We start from the raw sequence: 22182 nt of genomic DNA, 5'->3' as shown, positions 1-22182 counted from the left end.
ACGGCACGACCGGAGGAGTGAGCCATGGCCTTCGGACGCTCTGAGAGCCGTCTTTCCCCCGTCGAGCCCGTCACGCTGAAGATCCTGGTGGCCGGCGGCTTCGGCGTCGGCAAGACCACGCTCGTCGGCGCGGTCAGCGAGATCCGCCCGCTGCGCACCGAGGAGACGCTCAGCGAGGCCGGGCGGCCCGTCGACGACACCGCGGGCGTCGAGGCCAAGCGCACCACCACCGTGGCCATGGACTTCGGCCGGATCACCCTCCGCGACGACCTGGTGCTCTACCTCTTCGGCACGCCGGGCCAGGACCGCTTCTGGTTCCTGTGGGACGAGCTGGCGCAGGGCGCCCTCGGCGCGGTCGTCCTCGCCGACACCCGGCGCCTGGAGGACTGCTTCTCCGCGGTCGACTACTTCGAGCGCCGCGGCATCCCCTTCGCCGTGGCCGTCAACGTCTTCGACGACGCCGAGCGGCACCCCGCCGACACCGTGCGCGACGCGCTCGACCTCGACCCCGAGGTGCCGCTGGTGATGTGCGACGCCCGGGACCGCGCCTCCGCGAAGAAGGTGCTGATCACGGTGGTCGAGCACGCGGCCCAGGTGGCCGGCGACCGCAGGGCCGCCGCCGCCAACTGAGCCGCGCGGCGCGTACGGCGCGAGCCGGTCAGCCCCCGGCGGACGGCGCGGGGCCCTCGTCCTCGTCGTCGTCCTGCCAGCCGAAGCTGCGCTCGACCGCCTTCTTCCAGCGGCGGTACTCCTTCTCACGGGTCTTCGCGTCCATCCGGGGCTGCCACTCGGCGTCCTTCTGCCAGTGCGCCTTGAGCGTGTCGAGGCCGTCCCACACCCCGGTGGCGAGGCCGGCGGCGTAGGCCGCCCCCAGCGCCGTGGTCTCCGAGATCCGCGGCCGCACCACCGGGACGCCCAGCACGTCCGCCTGGTGCTGCATCAGCAGGCCGTTCGCCGTCATGCCGCCGTCGACCTTGAGCCCGGTGATGTGCACCCCGGAGTCCTGGTACATCGCGTCGACGACCTCGCGGGTCTGCCAGCTGGTCGCCTCCAGCACCGCCCGCGCCAGGTGCGCCTTGGTGACGTACCGGGTGAGGCCGGTGATCACCCCGCGCGCGTCGGAGCGCCAGTACGGGGCGAAGAGCCCGGAGAAGGCGGGGACGATGTAGGCGCCGCCGTTGTCCGGGACGCTCGCCGCGAGGGCCTCGATCTCGTCCGCGGCGGTGATGATGCCGAGGCTGTCGCGGAACCACTGCACCAGGGCGCCGGTGATGGCGATCGACCCCTCCAGGCAGTAGACCGGGGCCTGCCCGCCCAGCCGGTAGCCCATGGTGGTGAGCAGGCCGTTCTTCGACGGCACCGGCCGGTTCCCGGTGTTGAGCAGCAGGAAGCTGCCCGTCCCGTAGGTGTTCTTGGCGTCTCCCGTCCCGTAGCAGGCCTGGCCGAAGATCGCGGCCTGCTGGTCGCCGAGGGCCGAGGCCACGGGCACCCCGCCGAGCTGGCCGACCGCCGTGCCGTACACCTCGGATGAGGAGCGGATCTCCGGGAGCAGCGCCTCGGGGACGTTCATCGCGGCGAGGATCGCCGGGTCCCACTCCAGCGACTCCAGGTTCATCAGCATCGTGCGGCTCGCATTGGTGACGTCCGTGACGTGGACGCCGCCCTCCGTACCGCCCGTCAGGTTCCAGATCAGCCAGGAGTCGATGGTGCCGAAGGCGATCTCGCCGTTCTCCGCGCGGCGGCGCAGACCCGGCACGTTGTCCAGCAGCCAGGCCACCTTGGGGCCGGAGAAGTAGCTGGCGAGCGGCAGTCCCGTGGACTCGCGGAAGCGGTCCTGGCCGTCCTGGCCGCCGAGCCGGTCGCACAGCGCGGCGGTACGGGTGTCCTGCCACACGATCGCGTTGTGCACCGGGCGGCCGGTGGTGCGGTCCCACAGCACGGTGGTCTCGCGCTGGTTGGTGATGCCGAGCGCACTGAGCTGGTCCGGGTGGAGCCGGGCCTTGGCGAGCGCGCCCGCCACCACGGCCTGCACCTTGGACCAGATCTCGGTGGCGTCGTGCTCCACCCAGCCCGGCTTGGGGAAGATCTGGCGGTGCTCGCGCTGGTCGAGCGCCACGATCGACCCGTCGGAGTCGAAGACGATGCAGCGGCTGGAGGTCGTTCCCTGGTCGATGGCGGCCACGTAGCGGGTCGCCGCACCGGACGTTTCGGTCATGACCGCCTCACTTGAACGCGACGTTGTAGATGAGACCGGACAGGGCGCCGCCGATCAGCGGACCGGCCACCGGGATCCAGGCGTACGCCCAGTCGGAGGTGCCCTTGAAGGGGATCGGCAGCACGGAGTGGACGATGCGCGGCCCGAGGTCGCGCGCCGGGTTGATGGCGTAGCCGGTGGGGCCGCCCAGGGAGAGCCCGATGCCGGTCACGAGCAGCGCCACGATCAGGGTGCCGGTGCCGGTCTCGCCGAGGCCCTTGCTGAGGCCGAAGGCCAGGATCGGCAGGACCAGGCCCATGGTGGCGATCGCCTCGGTGATCAGGTTCTGCCACCAGACGCGGATCTCGGGGACGGTGGAGAAGACGGCGAGCGTGGGCTGGCGGGTCTCCTCGGCGCGGTTCGCCGCGAACTGGCCGTAGTACACCAGCCAGCACAGGACGGCGCCCAGCATCGCGCCGATCATCTGCCCGGCGAGGTAGACCGGCACCTGGCCCCACTTGCCCGAGCTGATGGCGACGCCGAAGGTGACGGCCGGGTTGATCTGCCCTCCGGACAGCGGGCCCGCGGTGTACGCGCCGGCCAGGACCGCGAGGCCCCACCCGAAGGAGATCACGATCCACCCGGATGCCCGCGCCTTCGAGTGGTGCAGGAGGACCCCGGCCACCACGCCGGCGCCGAACAGGATCAGGATCGCCGTTCCGATGATCTCGCCGACAAAGACGTCTCCGTTGGAATACATGACGGCTCCTTCGTGCGGGCGCACGTGTCGGGCATGCGCCGCCAGAGAATGGCGCACGCGGACGCGGGTACGGAGGTCCCGCCTCCCGCCCGGCCTCCGCGCCACCCGGAAGTGTTGTCCCGGGGTGATGGAGCGTCAAGGTATCGGACAGATCACCTGATTACGACCACCGACGAGCCGTGCCCGAACAGGCCCTGGTTCGCCGTCACCCCGACGCGGGCCCCCGCGGTCTGCCGCTGCCCCGACCGGCCGCGCAACTGCCAGGTCAGTTCGCACACCTGGGCGAGCGCCTGAGCGGGCACGGCCTCGCCGAAGGAGGCGAGGCCGCCGCTCGGATTGACCGGGATCCGCCCCCCTATCGCCGTGGCCCCGTCGCGCAGCAGCTTCACCGCCCCGCCCGGCGGGCACAGGCCCAGGTCCTCGTACCAGTCCAGTTCCAGCGCCGTCGACAGGTCGTAGACCTCCGCCAGGTCCAGGTCCTCGGGGCCGATGCCCGCCTCCTCGTAGGCCGCGCGGACGACGGCCGCCCGGAAGCCCGCGGCCGGCTCCCCGGGCGCGGCGGCGAGGGCGGAGTCGGTGGCGATGTCCGGGAGGTCCGGCACCGTGCGCGGGTAGACCGGCGTGACGGTGGAGACCGCGCGGATCCGCACCGGGTCCGCCGTCGCGCGGCGCCGGGCGAAGTCCAGGCTGGACAGGACGACGGCGGCGCCCCCGTCCGAGGTGGCGCAGACGTCGAGCAGCCGCAGGGGGTCGGCGACGACGGGGGAGGCCGCCACCTCGGCGGCCGTGACCGGTGCCCGGTAGCGGGCGAGCGGGTTGGCGGCCCCGGCGGCGGCGTTCTTCACCTTCACCCGGGCGAAGTCCTCCGGCGTGTCGCCGTGCAGCGCCATCCGGCGGCGCGCGTACAGCCCGAAGTACGCCGGGTTGGTGGCGCCCAGTACGCGGAAGCGCAGCCAGTCCGGGTCGTCGGGCCGGTCGCCTCCGGCAGGCGCGAAGAAGCCCTTGGGGGCCGCGTCCGCGCCGACGACCAGCGCGGTGTCCACCAGGCCGGCCAGGATCCGCGCCCGGGCGGTGTCCAGGGCCTGCGCCCCGGAGGCGCAGGCGGCGTACACGCTGGCCACCCGGGCGCCCTGCCAGCCCAGCGCCTGCGCGAAGGCGGCGCCCGCGACGTAGCCGGGGTAGCCGCCGCGTACGGTGTCCGCGCCGACGACCAGACCGACGTCGCGCCAGTCCAGTCCGGCGTCGGCGAGCGCGGCGCGCGCCGCCGCGACCCCGTACCGCGTGAAGGGGCGGCCCCACTTGCCCCACGGGTGCATGCCGACGCCGAGGACGGCCACGTCACGGTTCATCGTCCGCCTCCACGGGGCGCCAGTGCCAGGTGGTCCAGAGGTGCTCCGCGTCCTCGTGCAGCACGCCGGGGACCAGCTCGACCTCCATGCCGACGGCCAGGTCGGCCACGCCCGTCCCGGGCGCGGCCTGCCCGAGCACGATCATCCGTTCCGCCGTCAGCTCCACCGCCACCAGGGCGTACGGCTCCCAGGGGCGCGCGGGGTCGGAGACGTACGGGGCGGGCGGGCGGTAGCGGGCGTCGGTGTACGACCAGACCCTGCCCCGCCGGGACAGCGGCACCTCCTCCAGCTCCGCCGCGCCGCCGTCGCAGGCCGGGTTCCGGCAGGCGTCGTCCTCGCGCGGGAAGAACACCGCGCCGCAGCCGCGGCAACGGGTGCCGAGCAGCCGGAAGCCGGCGCCGTCCGCCGTGTCCTGCGTGAACCAGCCCGCCACCACGGGCTTCCGTGAGCGCCCCACGTCCGGCCCCTCCCCATCGACCCTGTCGTGATCTGACGATTCGTCAGAAGTCTGTCACGGGTGGGCGGTGCCGCGGAACGGGGTGGACGGTGTCGGTGTCGGCTGCTAAGTTCTTCTCGAAACGAGAAATACTCGAAGTGAGAACAACTGGCGAGGGGTGGCGCACGATGGCAGACCGGCAGGGTGAGGACGCGTTCCTCGCCGCCTATGACCCGCGCGCCTTCGAACCCATCGCCGTGACCGTCGACGTCGTCGCCCTGACGCTGCGTCAAGGTGGGCTGCACGTGCTCCTGGTGCGCCGCGGCGGACCGCCGTACGAGGGAGCGTGGGCACTGCCCGGCGGCTTCGTACGAGCCGGCCGTGAGTCCCTGGACGAGGCGGCGGCCCGCGAACTGGCCGAGGAGACCGGGCTCGACGCGGCGCACGGCCTCGACCGCGTCCACCTCGAACAGCTCGGCACCTACGGCCGTCCCGACCGCGACCCGCGCATGCACGTCGTCTCCGTCGCCTACCTCGCCTTCGCCCCGGACCTGCCCGAGGCGCAGGCGGGCAGCGACGCCGCGGCGGCCGAGTGGGTGCCCGTCGAGGCGGTCGCGCCACGGGGGAACCCTGACGCCGCCCCTGTGCGTCCCAAGGAGCAGGACCGGCCGGCCGGGATCCACGGGGGTGGTTCCGGCCGCCGGTCCGACCTGTCCGACCAGTCTGGCCCGCCCGGCCTGAGGTCCGGTCAGGCGTCCGGCCCCGGCGCCGGTCTCGCCTTCGACCACGGCACGATCCTCGCCGGAGGCCTCGACCGGGCCCGCGCCAAGATCGAGTACACCCCGCTGGCCACCGCCTTCCTCGGCGAGGAGTTCACCGTCACCGAGCTCCGCTCGGTCTACGAGGCGGTCTGGGGCCGCACCCTGCACGCCGGGAACTTCCACCGCAAGGTCCTGTCGGTGCCGGGCTTCGTCGAGTCCACCGGCACCACCGCGGGCCGCGGCGGCTCCAGGGGCGGCCCCCGGGCACGCCTCTACCGCGCCGGCGACGCCCGCCTCCTGCACCCCGCACTGCTCCGTCCCGACCGTGAGGACAGTGTCCGATGACCGCCACGACGCCCTCCGCCTCCGCCCACCGGGTCCGTACCTTCGACGACGCCCTGGCCGCCCTCGGCCGGCCCTTCCCGGCCGGCACCACCGAAGCCGCCCGTCACTACCGCCGGCTCGCCCGCCTCCTGCACCCCGACACCGCACCGCCCGGCCGCGCGGACGAGGCCGAGGCCGCCTTCGTCCGCCTCACCGCCCTGTGGCGGCGGCACACAGGCGACGGCCCGGCGCTCACCACCGCGCGCGGCACGTACCCGCTTGGGCCCGTCCTCGCGGAGGGCGACCTCGCCGTGCGCGCCGCGGGGCCCGGCACCGTACTGAAGATCCCGCGCCGCCCCGCGGACAACGACCTGATGGAGCGTGAGGCCGGCGCCCTCACCCGGCTGCACACCGTGGCCGACGCCCGGCACCGCGCCTACGCGCCGCGCCTCGTCGAGTCCTTCCGCCACCGCGGCCCCGACGGCACCGAGCGCCGCGTCAACGCCCTCCAGCGGCTGCGCGGATTCCACACCCTCGCCGGGGTCCGGGCACTCCATCCCGGCGGCCTCGACCCGCGGGACGCCGCCTGGATGTGGCGCCGTCTGCTGGTGGCCCTCGGCTGGGCGCACCGGGCCGGGGTCGTCCACGGAGCCGTGCTGCCCGAGCACGTCCTGATCCATCCCGCCGAGCACGGTCTCGTCCTGGTCGGCTGGTGCCACTCCACCGAACGCGGCGCGACCGTCCCCGCCCTGGTGGAGCGGCACCGCGCCCTCTACCCGCCCGAGGTCCCCGGCCGGCGTCCCGCCACCGAGGCCACCGACATCCACCTCGCCTCGCGCTGCGTCGAGCAGCTGATGGGGGACCGCGCGCCGCGCCCGCTGAGCGCCTTCCTGCGCGGCTGCACGCTCCCCTCCGAGGCCCGCCGTCCGCACGACGCCTGGCGGCTGCTCGCGGAGCTCGACGACGTCCTGGAACGCCTCTACGGCCCGCGCGCCTTCCGCCCGTTCACCATGCCGGGCACCGGCACCTGACACCCGGCACAACCGACGTACCTGACACACCTGACACACCAAGGGGGAACCACCATGGGCAGCGGAAGCTGGTCCACCAACGTCTACGACGCCGCCTCGCGGTACCGCGCAGCCAGCGGCACCGGCGCCTTCGCCTACAGCGACCGCGTCACCTCGTCCGCCCCGCGCGGTTCCTGGACCGCGCACCCCTCGCTCGACCCCAAGGACATCGCCGTCCGCGAGAGCCGGGACTCCGACGAGCACCCCACCTCGCTCGCCATCTCCGTCCTGTTCGACGTCACCGGCTCCATGCGCACCGTCCCGCAGGTCCTGCAGACCAAGCTCCCCGAGCTCTTCGGCCTCCTCCTGCGCAAGGGCTACACCGAGCACCCGCAGATCCTGTTCGGCGCGGTCGGCGACGCCACCTGCGACCGGGTCCCGCTGCAGCTCGGGCAGTTCGAGTCGGACAACCGGATGGACGACGACCTCGGCAACATCCTGCTCGAGGGCGGTGGCGGCGGCCAGATGACCGAGTCCTACGAGCTCGCCCTGTACGCGATGGCCCGGCACACCTCGATCGACTGCCACGAGAAGCGCGGCCGCCGCGGCTACCTCTTCCTGATCGGCGACGAGCTGCCCTACGGCAAGGTCAAGGCCCGTGAGGTGCGCGAGGTCATCGGGGACGACCTCGCCGAGGACATCCCGGTCACCCGGATCGTCGCCGAGCTCAAGCAGAAGTTCGACGTCTACTACATCCTCCCGGCGGGCTCGTCCTACGTCGGCAACACCGAGGTCCTCGGCGCCTGGCGGGGGCTCCTCGGCCAGAACGTCATCGAGCTCGACGACCTCGACGCCGTCTGCGAGACCATCGCCCTCACCATCGGACTCGGCGAGGAGGCCATCGACCTCGCCGAGGGCCTCGACGACCTCGCGGACCTCGGCTCCACCGCCGCGGGCACCGTGGGCAGGGCACTCGCCGCCCTCGACCGCGACCGCGCGGCCGTCGCGGTGACCGACACGCCCCTGATCGACGGCGACGGCGGCGCCACCGGCGCAGGCCCCGGCGACGGTCCCGCCACCGGCACCACCCGCCTGTAGGCACCTCCCGGAGGACCCCGTGCACACCATCGTCGTCGACCTCGGCTACGGCGACGCCGGCAAGGGCACCGTCGTGGACCGGCTCTGCGCGAGCGGGCCGGTCCGCGCGGTCGTCCGCTTCAACGGCGGAGCCCAAGCGGCGCACAACGTCGTCACCACCGACGGACGCCACCACACCTTCGCCCAGTTCGGCTCCGGCACCCTCCAGGGCGTCCCCACCCACCTGTCCCGCTCCATGCTGGTGGACCCGCTCGCGCTGGCCGCCGAGGCCGACCACCTCGCCGCCCTCGGGGTCCCCGCGCCGTACGCGCTGCTCAGCGTCGACCGCGAGGCGCGCCTGACGACGCCGTACCACGCCGCCGCCAACCGGCTGCGGGAGCAGGCCCGGGGCGCGGCCCGCCACGGTTCGTGCGGCATGGGCATCGGCGAGACCGCCGCCTACGCCCTCGCCCACCCCGGGGACGCCCCCACCGCGGGGGACTGCGCCTCACGACCCCGGCTGCTGCGCAAGCTCCGCCTGCTGCGCGACCGCCTGGCGGACGAGTTCGGGCGACGGCTGCCCGCACCCCCGCCCGAGGACTGCGCCGACGCCTTCACGGCCTTCGCCCGTGCCGTCACCCTCACCGCGGACGGCCACCTCGCCCGCGTCCTGCGCGAGGGCGCCGTCGTCCTGGAGGGCGCCCAGGGCGTGCTCCTGGACGAGTGGCACGGCTTCCACCCGTACACCACCTGGTCAACGACCACGTTCGAGGGCGCCGAGGCCCTGCTGGCGGAGGCCGGGCAGGAAGCCCGCAGGCTCGGCGTCGTACGGACGTACACCACCCGGCACGGCCCCGGACCGCACGCCACCGAGGACCGGGAGCTCGCCCCGCTGCTGCCCGAACCGCACAACGGCGACGGCCGCTGGCAGGGCGCCTTCCGCACCGGCCACTTCGACGCCGTCGCCCACCGCTACGCCGTCGACGTCTGCGGGGGCGTGGACGCTCTCGCCCTCACTCACCTGGACGCCCCGCGTCGCGTCCCGTGGCTGCGGCTGGTCCGCGCGTACGACACCGGCGAGACGCGGCTGCCCACCCGGCCGCCCGGGGACCTGGCCCGCCAGGCCGCCCTCACCGAACGCCTGCTGAAGGCCCGTCCGGCCCGCTGGGACGTGCCGGGCCCCGACCCGGCCGCCTGGACGGAGGCGGTCGGCGAGGCCCTGGGCGCTCCGGTCGTGCTGGAGTCCCACGGCCCGACGGCCGCCGACAAACGGGAGGTTCAGCGCAGGATCCCGGCCTGCCGCGCGGCCGTGATCCAGGAGGGGAACTCCGAGAGGAGCCGGTCGTAGAGTTCCGCGTCGGGCACGGTGGCGATGTCGTCCACGGCGAAGAACCCGACGTTGTCCACGCGCCGGCCCGGCAGGGTGTCGAAGCGCTCCAGCACCCCGTAGTTGGCCCGGCCCAGACCGACGAACTGCCAGAACACCGGTTCCTCCACCGCCTCCCGCAACTGCTGCTCGATCTGGGCGTTGCGGTAGACGCCCCCGTCGGAGAAGAACAGCACGAGCGTCGGCACCGCCGTCGGGTACGCCCGCACGAACCCCCGGACCTCCGCGATGACCTTCTGCTCCTCGTTCTGGATGCCGACGAACCGCATGTCGACCTGCCCCGGCGCGAGCCCGTGCCGGGGCTTCTTCGGGCGGCCGAACAGGCTCAGCTCCCCGACCCTGACGTGCAGCCGCAGCCACAGCGGGAGTTCCGCGATCCGCAGGTCCGGCAGGCGCGCCGGGTGCGAGGCGAAGGTCCATGCCTGCATGTCGCCGTCGTCGTCCAGTTGCGCCGCGACCGCCGCCATGCGTTCGACCACGTCGGCGACGACCCCGCGGGCGTACAGGCCGCTCATCGAGCCCGAGGCGTCCAGGACGAGGATCACGCGCGCCACGACGCCCGCCGCCCCGTGTTTGCGCAGGCTGACGGCGACCTGCTCCTTGCGCAGGCTCAGCCGCTCGCGCATGTCGGGAGGCAGTTGCTCCTCGCCCTTGGTGAGCCGTGGGGCCGGCTGGGGCTGCGGCTGCGGGTGGGGCTGGGGAGCCGCCGGGAACGGGAACGGCGGCGGGGGAGGGGGCGGGGGCACCGTCACGGGCAACGCGGGCCGCGGATATTGGGGTTGGGGCTGGACGGGCGGAGCCTGAGGTGCGACCGGTGCCGCGGGCGGCGGCTGCGGCACGTCGACGGTGATCCCGAAGTCCGTGGCCAGCCCGGCCAGTCCGGAGTTCCAGCCCTGCCCGACGGCACGGAACTTCCAGACGCCGTTGCGCCGGTACAGCTCGCCGCCCAGGAACGCCGTCTCCGTGGTCGCCTGCATGTCGAACCGCGCGATCTCGGCCCCGTTGCGGGCGTCCAGCAACCGCAGCCGCAACCCCGGAACCTGCCCGAAGGTGCCGCCGTCCGCCGAGGCGCACAGCACGATCCGCTCGACCGCCGGCTCGACCCGGGCCAGGTCGACGTCGAGCGCGTCCGAGGCCTGCCCGGGGCCCGCCGCCTGCTTGCCGGCGTGCCGCACGGCGCCGGAGGCGTGCGCGGGCTGGTTGTAGAAGACGAAGTCGGCGTCCGAACGCACCCGTCCGTCGCCGGTCAGCAGCAGCGCCGAGGCGTCGACGTCGGGCACGCCGGGACCCGCGGTCCAGTCGAGTACGGCCCGGACGGCGGGCACGGGAACCGGCAGATTGGCGCCTTTTCCGAGGGATTCGGGTGTCACGGACGCCAGTGTGCCCCCTCACCCGCCGCGACGGACAGGGCTCCGCACGACCCTCGTGCCCGCGCGGCCCGTGCCGGCCCGGCCGGCTTCCCGCACACCGTCCGCTACAGTCCGCGCGTGACCACTCGTCAGAAGGACAGCCACTGCTCCTACTGCGGTACGGAGTTCGCCCCCGGCGCGGGATGGCCGCGCACCTGCGCCGCCTGCGGTGGCGTCGCGTACCGCAACCCGCTCCCCGTCGCCATTGCGCTGCTCCCGGTCCGCACCGGTGACGGCACCGGCCTGGCCGTCATCCGCCGGTCCATCGAGCCGCGGCGCGGACTGCTCGCCCTTCCCGGCGGCTTCGTGGACTTCGGCGAGACATGGCAGGAGGCCGTGGTCCGCGAACTCGAGGAGGAGACCGGCATCAAGGCCGCCGCCGCCGACGTACGGCTCGCGGACGCCCTCAGCGGCGACACCGGGCACCTGCTGGCCTTCGGCCTCCTGCCGGAGCGCGCCGCCGAGGAACTCCCGCCCGCCGTCGTCACCGACGAGACCGACGGCCGGGAGATCCTCCTCGCCCCCGCGGAACTGGCGTTCCCGCTGCACACCGAGGCGGCCCGCAACTGGTTCGGCGGCCGCTACTGAACCGCCGCTGAAGAACCGCCGCCACTGAACCCGCCGCTACTGAGCCGCCGCCACTGAACGGGCCTACCGGACGGTGGCACCGCGCACCCGCACCCGGTACCCCACGTCGCCACCCTCCTCGCGCACGACGACCACCTCACCGTCCACCACCCGTGAGGTGAAGCGCTCCACGCGCGGGTCCGCCCAGCCGTCCCCGGCGTCCGTCACCAAGGTGCCGCCCCCGCCGCGCCCGGGCGGCGGCGCCCACACCTCCAGGGCCACCGTGCCGTTCCCCTCCGCCACCGGCACCACGGCGCCGGCCCTCGCCAGCACCGGGACGCGCTTCAAGGGCGCGGGCAACAGCACCTGCCCCGGCCCCTGGTACGCCTCCCCGGTCGCGGTGTCGTACCACAGGCCCCGGGGCAGCCGCACCGCCCGTTCCGTCGCCCCCCGCTCCATCACCGGCGCCACCAGCAACGAGTCGCCCAGCAGGAAGGCGTCCGAGCAGGCACGGAGCTTGCGGTCCTCGGGATCGCCCCACCACAGCGGCCGCACATAGGGCGCGCCCGAACTCCGCGCGACGTGCGCCAGCGTGTACAGGTACGGCATGAGCCGCTCGCGCTCGCGCATCGCCGCGCCGGCCGCCGCCAGCACCTGCGGCCCGAACTCCCACGGCTCGCGGTGCCCGGCGTCGATCGCCGAGTGCGTGCGGAAGAACGGGAAGTACGCGGCCATCTGGAACCAGCGCAGGTACAGCTCCGGCGACGGGCCCCCGGTGAAGCCGCCGACGTCCGGCCCCGAGTAGGGCACCCCGCACAGGCCCAGCCCCAGCACCAGAGCCAGCGAGGAGCGCAGCCCGGGCCAGCCGGTCGACACGTCGCCCGACCACGTGCCGCCGTACCGCTGCATGCCCGCCCAGCCGGAACGGGAGAACAGGAACGGCCGGGAGCCGGGGCGCAGTTCGCGCAGCCCCTCGTGGCCGGCCCGGGCCATGGCCAGCGCGTACACGTTGTGCGCCTCGCGGTGGTCGCCGCCGCGGCCCTCCAGGGCGTGCCGGGCGGAGCGTGGCAGGGTGGTGTCCCCGAACGCCGCGAAGGAGACCGGTTCGTTCATGTCGTGCCACACCCCGGCGAAGCCCTGCGTGAGGCGTTCGGCGTAGAGGCCGCCCCACCACTTGCGCACCCGCGGGTCGGTGAAGTCCGGGAAGACCGCGTCGCCCGGCCACACCACCCCGTGCACCGTGCGCCCCTGCGCGTCCCGTACGAAGGCGTCGGCGGCCGCCCCGCTGTCGTGGACGGGGTTGCCCGGTTCCAGCTTCACCGCCGGGTCGACGATCGACACCAGGCGCACCCCCTGCCCCCGCAGTTCCTCGGCGAGCGCGGGCAGGTCGGGGAAGCGTTCCCGGTCGACGGTGAAGACCCGGTGGCCGTCGTAGTGGTCGATGTCCAGGTGCAGCGCCGACAGCGGCAGTTCGCGCTCCCGGTAGCCCGCCGCGACCCGCCGCACCTCCGCCGCAGTGCCGAAGCCCCAGCGGGAGTGCTGGTACCCCAGCGCCCAGCGCGGCGGCAGGGCCGGCCGGCCGGTCAGCGCCGTCCAGGAGGACAGGATCCGTGCGGGAGTGCCGGGGATCACCCAGTAGCGCAGCGGGCCGCCGTCCATCCGCGTCTCGCAGCCGCCCGGGCGGTCGTGGCCGGAGCCCGCGCCCTCCTCGCCCTCGCGCAGGGTCACCCGGCCGTCCCAGGTGTTGTCGTGGAAGACCAGGTGGCTGCCCGCGTCGGCGACGACCAGCTGCAGCGGCATGGTGATGTAGAGGGGATCGGTCTCCGGCTCGAACGCGCCGCCGGGGTCGGTGTTCCACAGCCGGTAGGTGCCCTCGCCGAGCCGCGGCCCCGAGGCCCGTCCGCCGAGCCCGAACACGGCCGCGTCCGCCGCCGTCTCCGAGCGCTGCACCCAGCGCGGTTCCGCGCCCTGCGCCCGGTTCACCGGGTCCCACCAGCGCGGCGGCAGGTCGCGCCGCAGCAGCAGGCCCCCCGGGGTGCGGAACTCCACCGCGCCGTGCCGGGAGACCAGCACCGTGATCCGCTCCGACACCACCCGCCAGCCGTCCTTGTCGGGCTCGATGACGGCCCGTGTGTCGGCGTCGGGGCAGCCGCCGTCCAGCGCGTACGAGGGCTCGGGCTCGGCACCGTCCCAGCCGCAGAACACCGCGCCGCCCGCCGCGACCCGCACCCGCAGGGTCGAGCGGGCGAAGCGCACCAGCCCGCCGCCCGGCAGCGGGTCCGCGCCCTCGGCGGGACCCGGCACCCGCGCCCGCTCCGGTCCCCGCCGCGGGAGGTCCCGCGCGTCCGTGCGCTGCCGGCGCCATGCCGCGCGCACCGCCCTCAGCCCGTTCGCCGATCCGACCTGCCGTACCTGTCGCACCAGGTCCCGAGCATCCATAAGCCCCACCCTTTCACCGTTCCCGCCCGCCCCGCCGCCGGCCGGCCACCTTCCACCTGGCGGCCGGGCACATGCTCGCACCCCCGAATGTGTGGGGGGTGCCCTGGCGCCGGAGACGATCACGTGGCATCGTCCTGCCCAGCCGCGACCGGGGACATTCCGCCCGGCCGGGGTCCAGCCGCACATCACGCAGCGTCGCGTACCGTCCGGGAGCCGCCCCATGAGCACCACACCTGAGCCCACCGCCGCCCCGGTGACCGAGCAGCCCCTCTGGCAGCCCGGCCCGGACCGGGTATCCGGTGCCCAGGTGACCCGCTTCCAGGCCTGGGCGGCCGAGCACCACGGGGCGCCCGCGCCCGACCCCGCCGACCCCGTCGCCGGCTACCAGGCGCTGCACGCGTGGTCGGCGCGCGAGAGCGAGACCTTCTGGCGGTCCGTCGTCGAGTGGTTCGACGTGCGCTTCTCCACGCCGTACGAGACCGTCCTCGCCGACGCCTCCATGCCCGGCGCGCAGTGGTTCCCCGGGGCCACCCTCAACTACGCCGAACACGCCCTGCGTCCCGCCGGCGACGCGGCGAGGGCCGGTGAGCCCGCCCTCCTCCACCTCGACGAACGCCACGAGATCGGCGCCATCGGCTGGGGCGAACTGCGCCGCCAGGTCGCCTCCCTCGCCCACGAGCTGCGCGTCCTCGGCGTCCGCCCCGGCGACCGGGTCAGCGGCTACCTGCCCAACGTCCCCCAGGCCGTGGTCGCCCTGCTGGCCACCGCCGCCGTCGGCGGCGTGTGGACGTCCTGCGCCCCGGACTTCGGCGCGCGCAGCGTGCTGGACCGCTTCCAGCAGGTCGAGCCCGTCGTCCTGTTCACCGTCGACGGCTACCGCTACGGCGGCAAGGAGCACGACCGCACCGGCGTCGTCGCCGAGCTGCGCGCCGAACTGCCGTCGCTGCGGGCCGTCGTGCACATCCCGCTGCTGGGCACGCCCGCCCCCGAGGGCGCCCTGGAGTGGGAGTCCCTGGTCTCCGGCGACCCCGAGCCGGTGTACGAGCAGGTCCCCTTCGACCACCCGCTGTGGGTGCTCTACTCCTCCGGTACGACGGGCCTGCCCAAGGCCATCGTCCAGTCCCAGGGCGGCATCCTGCTGGAGCACCTGAAGCAGACCGGCCTGCACCTCGACCTCGGGCCCGGGGACCGTTTCTTCTGGTACACCTCCACCGGCTGGATGATGTGGAACTTCCTCGTCGGCGGCCTGCTTGCGGGCTCCACGATCGTCCTCTACGACGGCAGCCCCGGCTTCCCCGACACCGGCGCCCAGTGGGGCGTGGCCGAGCGCACCGGCACCACCGTCTTCGGTACCTCCGCCGCGTACGTCATCGCCTGCCGCAAGGCCGGCGTCCAGCCCGGCCGCGACCACGACCTGTCGGCGGTCACCTGCGTGGCCACCACCGGCTCCCCCCTCCCGCCGGACGGCTTCCGCTGGATCCACGACGAGGTCAAGGAGGACCTGTGGATCGCCTCCGTCAGCGGCGGCACCGACGTGTGCAGCTGCTTCGCGGGCGGCGTCCCGACCCTCCCGGTGTACATCGGCGAGCTCCAGGCCCCCTGCCTCGGCACCGACCTGCAGGCCTGGGACCCGTACGGCAAGCCGGTCATCGACGAGGTCGGCGAACTGGTCGTCACCAACCCCATGCCGTCGATGCCGATCCACTTCTGGAACGACCCCGACGGCAGCCGCTACCGCGACAGCTACTTCGAGATGTTCCCCGGCGTCTGGCGGCACGGCGACTGGATCACCCTGACCTCGCGCGGCACCGTCGTCATCCACGGCCGTTCCGACTCCACCCTCAACCGGCAGGGCGTCCGCATGGGCTCCGCCGACATCTACGAGGCCGTCGAACGGCTCCCGGAGATCCGCGAGTCGCTGGTCATCGGTGTCGAGCAGGCCGACGGCGGCTACTGGATGCCGCTGTTCGTGCAGCTCGCCGAGGGCGCGGTCCTCGACGACGCCCTGCGCGACAAGGTCAAGCGCACGATCCGCGAACAGCTCTCGCCGCGCCACGTCCCGGACGAGATCATCCCGGTCCCCGGCATCCCGCACACCCTCACCGGCAAGCGCATCGAGGTCCCGGTGAAGAAGCTGCTGCAGGGCACGCCGATGGACAAGGCCGTCAACCCCGGCTCCGTCGACGACGTGCGGCTGCTGCGGTTCTACGAGGACCTGGCCCGCACCCGAGGCTGACCGCCCGCGGGGGGTGGCGCGGCCCTGCCTCACCCCCCGTACGTGGCGCCGAACTCGCCGAGGACGCCCGCGAAGTCGGCGGCCAGGACTCCCGCCTCGGCGGGCCGCAGCCCGGCGGTCGTGATCCGCACCCCGGGCCCCGCCGCGAGCCGGAACCTGGCCCCCGCCGCCACCCACCACCCGCGCGAGCGCAGGCCGTTCACCACCGCCGCCTCGTCCCGCACCGGTACCCACACGTTCAGCCCGCTCGCCCCGTGCGCTGCGATGCCGTGCTCACCGAGCTCCGCGACGAGCGCGTCCCGCCGCTCCGTGTACGCGTCCCGCGCGGCGTCCACCAGCAGCCGCGCGGCCGCGTCCGTCATGAGCCGCGCGGCCATCCCCTGCAGCACGTGACTGACCCACCCCGAGGTGAGCAGCAGCCGCCCGTCGTGCCGCGCCAGCGTCGTCGGGTCGCAGGCCAGGGCCGCCCACCGCAGGTCCGTGCCCAGGTACTTGGTGACGGTGCGCACCTGCGCCCAGCGCGGCAGCGCACCCCCCGACGTCAGGCTGTTCAGCGGCACACCGGCGATCTCCGCGGCGTGGTCGTTCTCCACGACGAGCACGTCGGGCGCCTCCCGCAGCACCTCGACCAGCGCGTCCCGTCGCTCGGGCGAGAAGCACCCGCCGTACGGGTTCTGGGAGCGCGGACTGCACACCACCGCACGGGCCCCGGCCCGCAGCGCGTCGCGCAGCGCGTCGGGCCGCATGCCCTCGTCGTCCACCGCGACGGGCACCATCCGCAACCCCAGCGCGGGGACCAGGTCGAGCAGGTGGTGGTAGCCCGGGTCCTCCATCGCCACGGCGTCTCCCGGCCGCAGTTCGACGGAGAGCAGCCGCCCCACGCAGTCGAGGGCGCCGTGCGCGAAGGTCACGTCCCGCGCCGGCACCCCGTCGCGGTCGAACCACGCCCGGGTCAGCGCCTCCAGCTCGGGAAGGCGCGGCGCCGACCGGTGCGAGCGCGCCCCGGGCGTCACGCGCACCGACCGCGGCAGCTCCGGGAGGAACGCCGGGTCCGGATGGCCGCCCGCCAGGTCCCGCAGTCCCGCGGGCACCTTCGGCGGCCTCCTGGACGCCACCGCCGGCGCCTCCGCGACGACGGTGCCGCCCCGCCCGCGGGTGACGACGATCCCGCGCCGCCGCAGCTCCTTGTAGGCGGTCGCCACCGTGCCGGGGCTGATCCCCAGACGCTCGGCCAGCGCCCGCACCGGCGGGAGCGCGGCCCCGGGGGACAACGCCCCTTCGGCCACGCCCCGTTCGACGGACGCGGCGATGCCCTTGGCGGTCGTACCACTGATCGCATATTGTGCTGCCACATTCGTAAGTATGTATCAATACAAACTTCGGGTCAAGGGGGCAGTACATGCGGATCCCTCGCAGCCGCAGAGACATCGAGGACCTCGTACCGGGCGGCCCCGACGGCCGCCGCATGCTCTGGGTCAGCCTCACCGACAAGGCCGGATCCGGCCTCTGGTACGGCACTTCGGCGCTCTACTACACCTACGTCGCCGGACTCGCCCCGCACGAGATCGGCCTCCTGCTCGGCGTCGCCGGAGCCGTCGGGGTCGCGGGCACCCCCGTCGCGGGCCGCGTCGCCGACCACGTCCCGCTCACCCGGCTGCTCCCCGCCGTCCACGCCCTGCGCGCCGCGGCCGCCGTCGGCATCCTGCTCACCGGCGCCTTCTGGCTGCTGCTCCCCATCGCCGCGCTCGGCAGCCTCGGCGACCGCGCCGCCTCCGTCCTCACCAAGCTCTACGCCGCCCGCGTCGCCGGCCCTGACCGCGTCCGCTACCAGGCCCTCCAGCGCACCGTCGTGAACATCGGCTTCGGCATCGGCGGCCTCGCCGCCGCCGTCGCCCTGGCCGTCGGCACCGACACTGCCTACCGCGCCATGCTCATCGGGGACGCCCTGTCCTTCGCCGGCGCCGCCCTGCTCGTCCTGCGCTGCGCCGAACCCCCGTCCGCCGTACGCGTGGTGGCCGGCGCGGGCACCGCCGGCGACGGCGGACCGGCCCTGAGCAAGGCCCCGGCCACCAGCCCCTGGCGCGACCGCGGCTACCTCGCGTACACCGCCACCGAGACCCTGCTGTTCCTCGACGACACGGCGCTCAACGTCGGCCTGCCGCTGTGGATCGCCACCGCGACCGCCGCGCCGCACAGCCTCGTCGCCCTGCTCTTCGTGCTCAACAACGTGCTCGTCGTGCTCTTCCAGGTCCGCCTCAGCCGGCTCGGCGAACAGCCGCGCAGGGCGGCCGCCTCGCTGCCGCTGCTCGGCGTCGCCTTCCTCGTCGCGGGAGGCGCCATGGCCGTCTCGGCCACGGACTCGGCGGGCATCGCCGTCGTCGCCCTCGTGGTCGCCGCCACGGCGTTCACCGCCGCCGAGATCGTCCACGCCGCGATCTCCTGGGAACTGTCCCTGTCACTCGCCCCAGGCCGCTCCCAGGGCGCGTACCTCGGCGTCCACGGACTCGCGCAGTCGGCCCAGCGTGCGGCAGGACCGGTCCTGCTCACCTCCGCCGTCATGGCCGCGGGGCCGCTCGGCTGGCTGGGCCTCGGGGCCGGGCTCGCCGCCGTGTCCGTCGGCCAGCGCACCCTCGTACGCCGCCGCCTGGACCGGCTGGACGCCCTGGAACGTCCCGCGCCCGCGGCCCCGCGGACCCCCGCCGCCCCGGACGGCGCGGTCACTGTCAGTGGCGGCGATTACGGTGGGTGACAGTTGACCGCCGTACCGAGGGGGAGCCGTCATGGCACACACCAAGCACCGCAAGCAGAGCACCCGCCCCGCCCGCCGCGCCGCGAGGAGCGGCCGCCGCACCCTGCGCCGCGAGTCCCCGACCACCGTCGCCGTCCTCACCGACCCCGCCGACTTCGCCGCCATGCGCGGCTACCGCAGCTTCACCTTCGACGACCACCCGGGCTACCTGCGGCAGGTCGAGGGCCTGCTGCGCTCGCTCTCCTCCCGCGGCATCCACGTGCGCGTCGGCCCCTTCGACCCGGCCGAGTACGCCGAGTACTGCGCCGACACCGGCCACGAACCCGACAGTTCGCGCTCCCGCACCCGCTACGCGGCCGACGTCACCACGTCCGGACCCACCGTCCCCTACACCGGGCAACCCCTGGAACTCCTCGTCACCGAGCTCGAGTACGAGGCCGGACGCCAGGCCACCTGGGAACGGGCCTCCGGCATCCTGGCCGGCGCCGGGGACTGCGCGGGCTGCGGCGACGACCTCGCCCGCACCTCCTTCGAACGCGCCTCCCAGGCACTGATGCGCCTGCTGGAGGCCGCCGGGCCGGGCCACCACCACCTCGTGTGCAGCGTCCCCGCCGACGGCACCACGCTCCTCGCCGCCCTGCACGCCCGCTGCGACGAGCAGGGCATGGTCCACCTCGTCGAGGCCGAGGCCCTGGTCTGCTGCACCGTCCTCGCCGCCGGGATCGCCGAGGACAGCCCCGGCGGCGTCGTCCTGCGCAGCGGCGCGGGCACCGGACAGCCCCCACCGGAGCGTCCGGACGAGGTCCGCGGCTGGACCCTGCGCGACGGCTGGCTGCAGCCCCTCACCGAGGCACAGGTCTTCAACGCCTACTGCACCGACGCCGAGTCCGGCGACCCCGTACCCCCGGAGCCCGGCGTCGTCCACCGCCCGGGATTCGTCCTCCCACCACCGGATGACGACGACTGAGCACGGCGCGCGGTACTGCCGTGCACGACCCGGCCCGGAACGCCGAGGGGCGCCCCACCACCGGTGGTGGGGCGCCCCTCGGGAGACGGGAAGTGCTCACTCCCCGGACAGCACCGCCTGCGCCGCGCGCCGCGCCTCGTCGGCCGTGTCGGTCGCCCGCGCGGCCGCCGCCGCACGCTCGCACTGCGCCAGCGTGTACTTCGCCAGCGTCGCCCGCACGTAGGGGATCGACGCCGAGCCCATCGACAGGCTGGTCACGCCCAGGCCCGTCAGCACGCACGCCAGCAGCGGATCGGAGGCCGCCTCACCGCACACACCGCAGCTCTTGCCCTCGGCCCGCGCTGCGTCGGCCGCCGCGGCCACCAGGTCCAGCAGCGCCGGCTGCCACGGGTCCTGCAGCCGCGACACCGAACCCACCTGGCGGTCCGCCGCGAAGGTGTACTGCGCCAGGTCGTTCGTCCCCAGCGACAGGAACTCGACCTCCTGCAGGATCGAACGCGCCCGCAGCGCCGCCGACGGGATCTCCACCATCGCGCCGAACTTCGCGTGCAGCCCCGCCTCCCGGCACGCGTCCGCGAACGCCTTGGCGTCGACGCGGTCCGCCACCATGGGCGCCATGACCTCGAGGTACACCGGCAGGCCCTCGGCGGCCAGGGCGAGCGCCCGCAGCTGCGTGTGCAGCACATCGGGGTGTGCGAGCAGCGTCCGCAGACCCCGCACGCCCAGCGCAGGGTTCGGCTCGTCCGCCGGCGTCAGGAACTCCAGCGGCTTGTCGGCCCCCGCGTCCAGCACCCGGACCACGACGCGGCCCTCGGGGAACGCCTCCAGCACCCGCCGGTACGCCTCGACCTGCTTCTCCTGCGACGGCGCGTTCTTCGAGTCGTCCAGGAACAGGAACTCCGTGCGGAACAGGCCCACGCCCTCCGCGCCCGCCTTCACGGCGGCCTCGACGTCCGCGGGCCCGCCGACGTTGGCCAGCAGCGGCACCTTGTGCCCGTCCGAGGTCGCACCGGGGCCGGAGGTCGCGGCGAGCGCCGCCCTGCGCTCCTCCGCGGCCTTCGCCAGTTCGGCCCGCCGGTCCTTGCCCGGGTCGACGTAGATGTCGCCGGTGCTGCCGTCCACGGCGATGACCGTGCCCTCCGAGAGCTCCGTGGCACCCGGCAGCGCCACCACCGCGGGCACCCCCAGCGCACGCGCGAGGATCGCGCTGTGGCTGGTCGGGCCGCCCTCCTCGGTCACGAAACCGAGCACCAGCGAGGGGTCGAGCAGAGCGGTGTCCGCCGGCGCCAGGTCCCGCGCGATCAGCACATACGGCTCGTCGCTGTCCGGGACGCCCGGCATCGGCACCCCGAGCAGCCGCGCCACGATCCGGTTGCGGACGTCGTCCAGGTCGGCGACCCGCCCCGCCAGGTACTCGCCCGCGTTGGCGAGCAGCGCCCGGTAGGAGGCGAAGGCGTCGTACACCGCGCGCTCCGCCGAGCTGCCCACCGCGATGCGGCGCTCCACGTCGGCCATCAGCTCGGGGTCCTGCGCCATCAGCGCCTGGGCCTCCAGCACCGCCTGCGCCTCGCCACCTGCCAGGTTGCCGCGCGCGATGAGGTCGTTGGCCACCGCGTCGACCGCCTGTCGCGCCCGGGCCTGCTCGCGCGGCGCCTCGTCGGCCGGAATCTGCTTGGCCGGGGGCTCGAGAACCGCGGTTCCCATGTGCCGTACCTCGCCGATCGCCACGCCGTGGCTGACACCGACGCCTCGCAGCGTTGTCTCCATCTCACCCGTCTCCGGTTGTCGCGGACGCTCGCGACCGCGTTGCCTGTGTGTTTGCGTCAGGAGTGGCCTTGCCGAAAAGGCTACGTCCAGGAGAAGAGGGTGGCCCCGGTGGTCACCTCTCCGTCCTCGACGAGGCCGGTCAGCGCCTCGGCCGCCGCCTCCAGCGCCACCACCGGGCACACGGGCGACTTGCCGGCGGCCTCGACCGCCGCGGGGTCCCAGCGCACCATCTCCTGGCCGCGCGCCACGGTGTCGCCCTTGTTGACGAGGACCTCGAAGCCCTCGCCGTTGAGCTGCACGGTGTCGATGCCGAGGTGGGTCAGCACCCCGTGCCCGTCCGCGTCCACCACGACGAACGCGTGCGCGTGCAGGGACACGACCACGCCGTCCACCGGGGACACCGCCACCGACGGCTCGCGCACGGGATCGATCGCCGTGCCGGGCCCCACCATGGCGCCCGAGAACACGGGGTCCGGCACCGCGGCCAGACCGATGACGCGCCCGGTCAGGGGCGACGAGACAGTCGTCATGATGAAGCCTCCCAGCAAGTGGTCCAGACCACTCAGTCTGCCACCCCCTCGGACCGCGGCACACCGCGGCACCGCACGCCACCCCGGATTTGCTCCGACCGGGGCCCTCCAGTACCTTGGGTCAACCCCGCGACGAGAACGCCACGGAGACGTGCGTCCTCTCAGCGGCCGGTAAATCCGACGGAAAGCATCTGCTAAAGTCGGGGAGCGCGAAAGCCGA

At 74.4% G+C, this 22182-nt stretch carries 18 protein-coding genes; 9 read left to right on the top strand and 9 right to left on the bottom strand.

The genetic code is table 11. The features are described from left to right. The first annotated feature begins 24 nt into the window (after positions 1–24). Positions 25–630 carry a GTP-binding protein gene (locus ACZ7MY_RS33225; protein WP_499607284.1) on the top strand — a complete coding sequence of 202 codons (606 nt, stop codon included), beginning with the start codon at positions 25–27 and terminating at the stop codon, positions 628–630. Positions 631–658: 28 nt separating this feature from the next. Here the strand turns inward: ACZ7MY_RS33225 and glpK are convergent, their stop codons facing one another. The 4 genes from glpK to ACZ7MY_RS33205 form a co-directional block, all read right to left on the bottom strand. Beyond that, positions 659–2215 (bottom strand): glycerol kinase GlpK, encoded by a 1557-nt coding sequence (gene glpK / locus ACZ7MY_RS33220; protein ID WP_499607281.1) that lies wholly within the window; start codon positions 2213–2215, stop codon positions 659–661. Between the two features lie 7 nt (positions 2216–2222). Next, positions 2223–2954 (bottom strand): MIP/aquaporin family protein, encoded by a 732-nt coding sequence (locus tag ACZ7MY_RS33215; RefSeq protein ID WP_499607278.1) that lies wholly within the window; start codon positions 2952–2954, stop codon positions 2223–2225. Positions 2955–3106: 152 nt separating this feature from the next. Next, on the bottom strand, positions 3107–4303 hold the full coding sequence (locus ACZ7MY_RS33210; RefSeq protein ID WP_499607276.1) for a lipid-transfer protein: 1197 nt from the start codon (positions 4301–4303) through the stop codon (positions 3107–3109). Beyond that, on the bottom strand, positions 4293–4760 hold the full coding sequence (locus ACZ7MY_RS33205; RefSeq protein WP_499607275.1) for a Zn-ribbon domain-containing OB-fold protein: 468 nt from the start codon (positions 4758–4760) through the stop codon (positions 4293–4295). The genes ACZ7MY_RS33210 and ACZ7MY_RS33205 overlap by 11 nt, the downstream gene beginning before the upstream one ends. A gap of 167 nt (positions 4761–4927) precedes the next feature. On the opposite strand from ACZ7MY_RS33205, the gene ACZ7MY_RS33200 reads away from it, so the two are divergent. The 4 genes from ACZ7MY_RS33200 to ACZ7MY_RS33185 are packed head-to-tail and all read left to right on the top strand — an operon-like array spanning position 4928 to position 9259. Continuing rightward, positions 4928–5845, top strand: coding sequence for an NUDIX hydrolase (locus tag ACZ7MY_RS33200; RefSeq protein WP_499607273.1), 918 nt, complete (start codon positions 4928–4930; stop codon positions 5843–5845). Next, a complete protein-coding gene (locus tag ACZ7MY_RS33195; RefSeq protein ID WP_499607271.1) occupies positions 5842–6855 on the top strand; it encodes a J domain-containing protein in 1014 nt (337 codons plus the stop codon). The genes ACZ7MY_RS33200 and ACZ7MY_RS33195 overlap by 4 nt, the downstream gene beginning before the upstream one ends. Positions 6856–6909: 54 nt before the next feature. Beyond that, positions 6910–7932: a hypothetical protein gene (locus ACZ7MY_RS33190; protein ID WP_499607269.1), complete on the top strand. Its 1023-nt coding sequence runs from the start codon at positions 6910–6912 to the stop codon at positions 7930–7932. A gap of 19 nt (positions 7933–7951) precedes the next feature. Further along, on the top strand, positions 7952–9259 hold the full coding sequence (locus tag ACZ7MY_RS33185; protein ID WP_499607267.1) for an adenylosuccinate synthetase: 1308 nt from the start codon (positions 7952–7954) through the stop codon (positions 9257–9259). Here ACZ7MY_RS33185 and ACZ7MY_RS33180 read toward each other — a convergent pair. Beyond that, entirely contained in the window at positions 9190–10668 is a 1479-nt protein-coding gene (locus ACZ7MY_RS33180) for a VWA domain-containing protein (RefSeq protein WP_499607264.1), read from the bottom strand. The genes ACZ7MY_RS33185 and ACZ7MY_RS33180 overlap by 70 nt on opposite strands. 117 nt (positions 10669–10785) lie before the next feature. On the opposite strand from ACZ7MY_RS33180, the gene ACZ7MY_RS33175 reads away from it, so the two are divergent. Continuing rightward, positions 10786–11295, top strand: coding sequence for an NUDIX domain-containing protein (locus ACZ7MY_RS33175; RefSeq protein WP_499607261.1), 510 nt, complete (start codon positions 10786–10788; stop codon positions 11293–11295). 63 nt (positions 11296–11358) lie between these two features. Here ACZ7MY_RS33175 and ACZ7MY_RS33170 read toward each other — a convergent pair whose 3' ends face one another. After that, the gene (locus ACZ7MY_RS33170; RefSeq protein ID WP_499607258.1) at positions 11359–13713 is read right to left on the bottom strand and encodes a glycoside hydrolase family 31 protein; all 2355 of its coding nucleotides are present in this window, start codon (positions 13711–13713) and stop codon (positions 11359–11361) included. Between the two features lie 220 nt (positions 13714–13933). On the opposite strand from ACZ7MY_RS33170, the gene ACZ7MY_RS33165 reads away from it, so the two are divergent. Continuing rightward, positions 13934–15949: an acetoacetate--CoA ligase gene (locus ACZ7MY_RS33165; RefSeq protein ID WP_499607256.1), complete on the top strand. Its 2016-nt coding sequence runs from the start codon at positions 13934–13936 to the stop codon at positions 15947–15949. Positions 15950–15978: 29 nt separating this feature from the next. On the opposite strand, the gene ACZ7MY_RS33160 is transcribed toward ACZ7MY_RS33165, so the two are convergent. Next, entirely contained in the window at positions 15979–17301 is a 1323-nt protein-coding gene (locus ACZ7MY_RS33160; protein WP_499607252.1) for an aminotransferase class I/II-fold pyridoxal phosphate-dependent enzyme, read from the bottom strand. A 47-nt stretch (positions 17302–17348) separates the two neighbouring features. Here ACZ7MY_RS33160 and ACZ7MY_RS33155 point away from each other — a divergent pair, with 47 nt between their 5' ends. Both ACZ7MY_RS33155 and ACZ7MY_RS33150 read left to right on the top strand, forming a co-directional pair. Continuing rightward, complete coding sequence (locus ACZ7MY_RS33155; protein ID WP_499607250.1) at positions 17349–18698, top strand: MFS transporter; 1350 nt, start codon at positions 17349–17351, stop codon at positions 18696–18698. Between the two features lie 31 nt (positions 18699–18729). Beyond that, positions 18730–19665 carry a DUF8829 domain-containing protein gene (locus ACZ7MY_RS33150; RefSeq protein ID WP_499607247.1) on the top strand — a complete coding sequence of 312 codons (936 nt, stop codon included), beginning with the start codon at positions 18730–18732 and terminating at the stop codon, positions 19663–19665. A 96-nt stretch (positions 19666–19761) separates the two neighbouring features. On the opposite strand, the gene ptsP is transcribed toward ACZ7MY_RS33150, so the two are convergent. Both ptsP and ACZ7MY_RS33140 read right to left on the bottom strand, forming a co-directional pair. Then, positions 19762–21432 carry a phosphoenolpyruvate--protein phosphotransferase gene (ptsP, locus tag ACZ7MY_RS33145; RefSeq protein ID WP_499607244.1) on the bottom strand — a complete coding sequence of 557 codons (1671 nt, stop codon included), beginning with the start codon at positions 21430–21432 and terminating at the stop codon, positions 19762–19764. An 80-nt stretch (positions 21433–21512) separates the two neighbouring features. Next, positions 21513–21962 carry a PTS sugar transporter subunit IIA gene (locus ACZ7MY_RS33140; protein ID WP_499607241.1) on the bottom strand — a complete coding sequence of 150 codons (450 nt, stop codon included), beginning with the start codon at positions 21960–21962 and terminating at the stop codon, positions 21513–21515. Between the last annotated feature and the right edge of the window lie 220 nt (positions 21963–22182).

It is taken from the genome of Streptomyces sp. NPDC111520 (assembly GCF_055635295.1).
This window is presented reverse-complemented; position numbering and strand designations above follow the sequence as displayed.

Excerpts from the sequence above, each read along its gene's own strand:
- ACZ7MY_RS33225 (WP_499607284.1), top strand. The coding sequence starts at position 25 with ATGGCCTTCGGACGCTCTGAGAGCCGTCTTTCCCCCGTCGAGCCCGTC.
- glpK (WP_499607281.1), bottom strand. The coding sequence starts at position 2,215 with ATGACCGAAACGTCCGGTGCGGCGACCCGCTACGTGGCCGCCATCGAC.
- ACZ7MY_RS33215 (WP_499607278.1), bottom strand. The coding sequence starts at position 2,954 with ATGTATTCCAACGGAGACGTCTTTGTCGGCGAGATCATCGGAACGGCG.
- ACZ7MY_RS33210 (WP_499607276.1), bottom strand. The coding sequence starts at position 4,303 with ATGAACCGTGACGTGGCCGTCCTCGGCGTCGGCATGCACCCGTGGGGC.
- ACZ7MY_RS33200 (WP_499607273.1), top strand. The coding sequence starts at position 4,928 with ATGGCAGACCGGCAGGGTGAGGACGCGTTCCTCGCCGCCTATGACCCG.
- ACZ7MY_RS33195 (WP_499607271.1), top strand. The coding sequence starts at position 5,842 with ATGACCGCCACGACGCCCTCCGCCTCCGCCCACCGGGTCCGTACCTTC.
- ACZ7MY_RS33190 (WP_499607269.1), top strand. The coding sequence starts at position 6,910 with ATGGGCAGCGGAAGCTGGTCCACCAACGTCTACGACGCCGCCTCGCGG.
- ACZ7MY_RS33170 (WP_499607258.1), bottom strand. The coding sequence starts at position 13,713 with ATGGATGCTCGGGACCTGGTGCGACAGGTACGGCAGGTCGGATCGGCG.
- ACZ7MY_RS33165 (WP_499607256.1), top strand. The coding sequence starts at position 13,934 with ATGAGCACCACACCTGAGCCCACCGCCGCCCCGGTGACCGAGCAGCCC.
- ACZ7MY_RS33155 (WP_499607250.1), top strand. The coding sequence starts at position 17,349 with ATGCGGATCCCTCGCAGCCGCAGAGACATCGAGGACCTCGTACCGGGC.
- ACZ7MY_RS33150 (WP_499607247.1), top strand. The coding sequence starts at position 18,730 with ATGGCACACACCAAGCACCGCAAGCAGAGCACCCGCCCCGCCCGCCGC.
- ptsP (WP_499607244.1), bottom strand. The coding sequence starts at position 21,432 with ATGGAGACAACGCTGCGAGGCGTCGGTGTCAGCCACGGCGTGGCGATC.
- ACZ7MY_RS33140 (WP_499607241.1), bottom strand. The coding sequence starts at position 21,962 with ATGACGACTGTCTCGTCGCCCCTGACCGGGCGCGTCATCGGTCTGGCC.